Origin of the sequence: uncultured Corynebacterium sp. (assembly GCF_945649885.1) — a bacterium.
Taxonomy (GTDB): domain Bacteria; phylum Actinomycetota; class Actinomycetes; order Mycobacteriales; family Mycobacteriaceae; genus Corynebacterium.
The window spans coordinates 1-5,077 of the sequence record NZ_CALZFS010000155.1 but is presented as its reverse complement, the minus strand read 5'-3'; the positions used below and the strand labels follow the sequence as shown (position 1 = coordinate 5,077).

Below are 5,077 nucleotides of genomic sequence, written 5' to 3'. Positions count from 1 at the left end.
GGATTATCCGGAGTGGAGTCGACAGTTGCGCAGGGGTTTCAGGGGTGGGGAACGCAAAAACGCCACCTTCCCCTGGTGGGGAAGATGGCGTTGTGGAGCGTGGGGGATTAAGGCTGCACGCTATAATCAATCACGGAGTATTCCTGCAGCTTGGCAAGCTGGTGGACTGACTCGATGTGGCGGATGGTGCCGGACTTGGAGCGCATGACCAGGGAACGGGTGGTTGCACCATTGGCACGGTAGGACACACCACGGAGCATGTCACCGTTGGTCACACCCGTTGCCACGAAGTAGCAGTTATCGGAAGAAACCAGGTCATTGGTGTGCAGGACGGTGTCCAGCTTCAGACCGGCTTCGTTGGCCTTCTGACGTTCGAAGTCATTCATCGGAGCGAGGATGCCCTGAATTTCTCCACCCATGCACTTCATGGCGCAGGCGGTGATGATGCCCTCTGGGGTGCCACCGGTGCCCAGCATCATGTCCACGGAGTTAGAGTCCTGGGCTGCCGCGACAGCGCCGGCAACGTCACCGTCAGAAATCAGACGGACCTTGGCACCGGCGCGACGGATGTCAGCGATGAGCTCAATGTGGCGTGGGCGGTCGAGGACCATGACGGTCACGTCAGATGCAGCAACGCCCTTGGCCTTGGCCACAGCGTTGATGTTGTGGGCAACAGGTGCTTCGATGTCCACCTTGCCGGCAGCATCTGGGCCGACAGCCAGCTTCTTCATGTAGAAGACGGCAGATGGGTCGTACATGGAGCCACGCTCTGCAGCTGCAAGAACGGAAATGGCATTGGGGCGGCCCTCTGCCATGAGGGTGGTGCCGTCGACCGGGTCTACGGCGATGTCAACCTCAGCACCGAAACCGGTGCCGACCTCTTCACCGTTGTACAGCATCGGGGCTTCATCCTTCTCGCCCTCGCCGATAACAACGACGCCCTTCATAGTCACGGAGTTGATGAGCTTGCGCATGGCATCAACTGCGGCGCCATCGCCCTCATTCTTCATCCCGCGACCAACCCAACGTCCGGATGCCAGTGCGGCTGCTTCCGTAACCCGCACCAGTTCCATTGCGAGGTTACGATCCGGCTGTTCTGGGTGATGTGCGTTCATGTTTTTGGCCTCCTGAGGGCGCTGAAGTTACCTGCCCTTCCGGCGCGAAACCATCAAAAGTGGTGGTGGTCTGCGCTGTCAGGGCGTCGTTCTATGGAAAAATGGGCACGGTTATAGACAAAGTGGACTGAACCGATACGTTGTCTATTCTTGCACCTTTTTGTCCTGACGTTTGGTTTTACCGCACCCGAAAGAGGGGGAGGGGCTATTTTCATGCCATACTATGCGGGTGGCTGACAATCGACCGAGAATTTTTCAGGGAAGCAGGGACATCATCCTGTCTCTCATCGTCACTGGTGTTGTGATGGTGGGGGCAGTGGGCTTCACCGGCATGTGTACGTGGAACCCGGGTGCACCGGAACAGGGGCAGGTCCCCGAGGTTGATGCTTCAACATTTATTTCCATGGAGGCCCGCGGCATGGAGTTCGCCGTGCGTGAGCCTGCCATCCCTGAAGGGTGGGTCACCAACTCAGCGCGTCGTTCCATGGTGGATGACACCCCGGCACCCGTGATCGGATATATCACTGAGGACACCGGCTACATCCAGCTGACCCAGAGCGGGGAAACCGTCCAGGATGCTGTGGAAGGCTATGACGGCCGTTGGCGTGACTTCTCTGAATCCTATGGCCTTGATGGCCATACCGTGGAGATCTTTGTCTCCGAGGACAGTGAGGTCCGTGACCTGCGTGTGGTTGATCTTGAAGATGCCCGCATCCTGCTCTCCGGCGCTGCAACTGATGAGGAGTTCAATGAACTCATCTCATCAGCCATCGCAGCACAGCCCCTGGACGACTAAGAACGTTTCCTGCCCCGCATCAAGAAGGCCACGATCAGCCCGATGATCAGCACCAGCCCGGCTCCGGCTGCCACCTTGGTGAAGAGGCTGGAATCCTCATCCTCCTGCGCTGCGGTGGTCGTCTCAGTGGATATGGAAGTTTCAGTTGATGCTGATGCTGATTCAACAAACTCCGGCCCCTCCACCACTTCACCGGCAGCATCCATCACCAGTTCATAGTGCAGCGTGCTCAACTGCTGATCCGCGGAGATATCTTCATCTTCGCTGAAGGGCATGTAAGTGACAGCCAGGTACTGTTCGCCGCCCAGCCAGGTATCACCTGTCTGGCCGGTGCCCTCCAGATTGCCGTAGCTGATGGGGGAGAAGTGGGAGAATTCATGAAAATTCTCTGACACCCGTGATGAGGGTTTGTCCTTGGTGAGGCGCACCGCGGCACGCGCAGAGTTATAGGCATTGAGGTGGAGGGCATCACCGATGGTGTTCTCGCCGGTGTCCTCCTCCTGGTTGGATACTGCCCGGATGCCGCCACGCAGCATCTGCCCATAGCCGACCGGAACCTTGTAGAAGTGTGTTTCACCGGCAACAATGTCCGTGGTGACCTTCATACCCGCGGCATCCAGCTTAGCGGCGTCATCGAACCAAATCCCGGGCGTGGTGTCCACCGGTTCATCCTCATCAGCAGCTGCGGGAAGACCTGCATCCTTGACCACTTCGGTGGAACTGCCAACGGTGGAGTCATTGACCTTTCCGAATCGGGTGATGGTGATCTCCACCGGAAGATCTGAATCAGCGCGGTATTCACCCTTGCGTTCCACCTCCAGGATCATCTCAGCATCTTCGCAGTTGTCAGAGCCGGAGACCTCAGAGATGACAGAGGCCGTCTGGGGACCGACCACCGTGAGTGCTGAATCATCGGTGGTGGAGCGGTGGGTGCACAGATCATGGACACCGGGGATATCAGCGCTGCTGGACTGCAGATCGGCCCGCAGCCCGAATAATCCAGGTAGGAATGTTAGTACCGTGGGGTCCTCCACGGTGTTGACCGAGACATTGATCCGTTCACCTTCAGGTACCGGGATGCGCCAGTACACGGATTTGCCCCCGGAAATGATGTTCTCAGGTTCATCAGAAGGAGGGAGATTGGTAGAGAAACTCTCAATATCTTCTGGAACCATGGTCGCCTGATCTTCCTCTAGACTGCCTTCAATGGTGTCCAGGTGTGATTCATAGGTCACATACTGGCGGGTGGTGGCACGTTTGAGTGCTTCGGTGAGGGAGTCTGCGTCCCTGGCATCGGTGTAGGTCCCACCAGCTGCGCCGGCGATGCATTCCAGTTCAGCGCGTGCTGCCTCATCCACATTCAATCCGATGGTGTTGATCACCAGGTCTACCCCGGCTTCGGCAAGATCTTCGGCAACCTCACAGACATCAGGTGGGGTGCAGTTGGCGATGCCATCAGAAACCAGCACGATGGTACCGCCGTCGGGAAGTTCCCCGGCACTGTCCTGCAGTGCCCTGCCGATGGGGGTAAAGCCCCGTGGTTCCAGCGCGTCCACGGCTTCCTGCAGTGATTCAGTGTCGTCAAGCTCCGGCCCACGGACCAGGGTGACGTCCCGGCAACCCTGCTCGTGATCGGCGGCGGTCTCACCGGTGTTGCCCCCGTAATAGGTTAGCCCCAGCGGGGTGGTTGCGCGGAGGTCGCCGATAAGCGCGGTAGTCGCCTGCTTGGCCACGTCAATGCGGGTCTGGCCGCCGGCATCATCAGCGGTCATGGAACCAGAATTATCCAGAACCACCATGGTGGGAGTGCCGATTTCCTGGGCTGTGGCCGGTAATGACGCGAACATAAGGAAGAGCGCGGTCACCCCGGCCAGGATCTTCTTGAATGCGGACATGACGCCTCCCACTATTGTGATTGCAATTACATAGCACTGTGACACAGGGGAGCAGGACCCGCATTCAGGGGAGAGTAATTGTTGCTGTTCTATTAACTTTTCCCGGCGTCACCCAGTGCCTGCTCCACGCGTTTGGAGGCTCCTGCGAGGTGTTCCTCGCAGCGACGTGCCAGGTCTTCCCCGCGTTCCCAGTACTTCAGGGACTCATCAAGGCCCATCTGGCCGAGTTCGAGGATTTTGACGATCTCCACCAGCTCATCGCGGGCCTGTTCATAGGACAGGGTGTCCACGGGTTCGAAAGAGTAGTTGCCGGTGCCGGATCCGATGACATCAGGGTTGGTCATGTTGTTGTATCTCCTTTAGTTGGCATTCTGCGTGCCCATGGCCGCAGCGGTGATGGAGCCGTCGGCGACGCGGATGCGCAGCTGGCTGCCGGGTGGGGATTGTTCAATGGTGGTGACAACCTCAGGTGGGGTGCCATCGCGGGGGAGCACCTGGACCACGGAATACCCGCGGGCCAGTGTGGCAGAGGGACCCAGTGCTGCGACCTGGGCGCGCAGTGAGGCCACCGTGGATTGTTCGGTGAGCAGCAGGTGGTTGATATCGCGGCGCAGCAGGGCGACGCCACGTTCAATCTCCTCGCGTCGGCGCACAATCGGTGTCATGGGGTCAGCCAGCACCGGGCGGGTGCGGACGGAGGCCAGTGCCTGTTGTTCACGTGCCACCCAGCCACGCAGGGCTGCGGCACTGCGGTCGCGTAGCTGGCGGATGAGTAGGCGTTCCTCATTGACATCAGGAACCACGCGCTTGGCTGCGTCCGTGGGGGTTGCTGCACGCAGGTCCGCGACGTTGTCCAGGATCGGGGTGTCCGGCTCATGCCCGATCGCAGAGACCACCGGGGTCTGGGCTGCTGCCACCGCGCGCTGGAGGGCTTCCTCAGAGAAGGGGAGGAGATCTTCCACGGAACCACCACCGCGGGCGATGATGATCACGTCCACAGCTGGGTCCTGATCCAGTTCGCCCAGGGCGGAGACGATCTCCGACACGGCAGATGCTCCCTGGACCGCGGTGTTGATGACCCGGAAGTTCACCTCTGGCCAGCGGTCGCGCGCCACGCTGAGCACATCACGTTCCGCAGCCGAGCCACGTCCGGTGATCAAACCGACACAGTTGGGGAGGAAGGGGAGACGCTTCTTGCGGGCGGGATCAAAGAGCCCTTCGGTAGCCAGGGTCTTGCGCAGTTCCTCGATCCGGGCGAGTAGCTCGCCGAT

At 59.6% G+C, this 5,077-nt stretch carries 5 protein-coding genes; 1 reads left to right on the top strand and 4 read right to left on the bottom strand.

Annotation, left to right across the window (positions count from 1 at the left end):
• Window positions 1-107 precede the first annotated feature (107 nt).
• Window positions 108-1,115: a class II fructose-bisphosphatase gene (gene glpX / locus Q0M74_RS12830; RefSeq protein ID WP_293955082.1), complete on the bottom strand. Its 1,008-nt coding sequence runs from the start codon at window positions 1,113-1,115 to the stop codon at window positions 108-110.
• A 223-nt stretch (window positions 1,116-1,338) separates the two neighbouring features.
• Between glpX and Q0M74_RS12825 the strand changes: the two genes are divergently transcribed.
• Window positions 1,339-1,911: a DUF4245 domain-containing protein gene (locus Q0M74_RS12825; RefSeq protein WP_293955080.1), complete on the top strand. Its 573-nt coding sequence runs from the start codon at window positions 1,339-1,341 to the stop codon at window positions 1,909-1,911.
• Here Q0M74_RS12825 and Q0M74_RS12820 read toward each other — a convergent pair.
• From Q0M74_RS12820 to xseA, 3 genes are all read right to left on the bottom strand, one after another.
• Window positions 1,908-3,806, bottom strand: a complete 1,899-nt coding sequence (locus Q0M74_RS12820) for a VWA domain-containing protein (protein ID WP_293955079.1) — start codon at window positions 3,804-3,806, stop codon at window positions 1,908-1,910. The two genes, Q0M74_RS12825 and Q0M74_RS12820, sit on opposite strands and share 4 nt — an antisense overlap.
• A 92-nt stretch (window positions 3,807-3,898) precedes the next feature.
• Window positions 3,899-4,150, bottom strand: coding sequence for an exodeoxyribonuclease VII small subunit (locus tag Q0M74_RS12815; RefSeq protein ID WP_293955077.1), 252 nt, complete (start codon window positions 4,148-4,150; stop codon window positions 3,899-3,901).
• Between the two features lie 15 nt (window positions 4,151-4,165).
• Window positions 4,166-5,077, bottom strand: a 912-nt coding sequence (gene xseA, locus Q0M74_RS12810) for an exodeoxyribonuclease VII large subunit (RefSeq protein WP_293955075.1), incomplete at its 5' end; no start/stop codon positions are given.

Excerpts from the sequence above, each read along its gene's own strand:
- glpX (WP_293955082.1), bottom strand. The coding sequence starts at position 1,115 with ATGAACGCACATCACCCAGAACAGCCGGATCGTAACCTCGCAATGGAA.
- Q0M74_RS12825 (WP_293955080.1), top strand. The coding sequence starts at position 1,339 with ATGCGGGTGGCTGACAATCGACCGAGAATTTTTCAGGGAAGCAGGGAC.
- Q0M74_RS12820 (WP_293955079.1), bottom strand. The coding sequence starts at position 3,806 with ATGTCCGCATTCAAGAAGATCCTGGCCGGGGTGACCGCGCTCTTCCTT.
- Q0M74_RS12815 (WP_293955077.1), bottom strand. The coding sequence starts at position 4,150 with ATGACCAACCCTGATGTCATCGGATCCGGCACCGGCAACTACTCTTTC.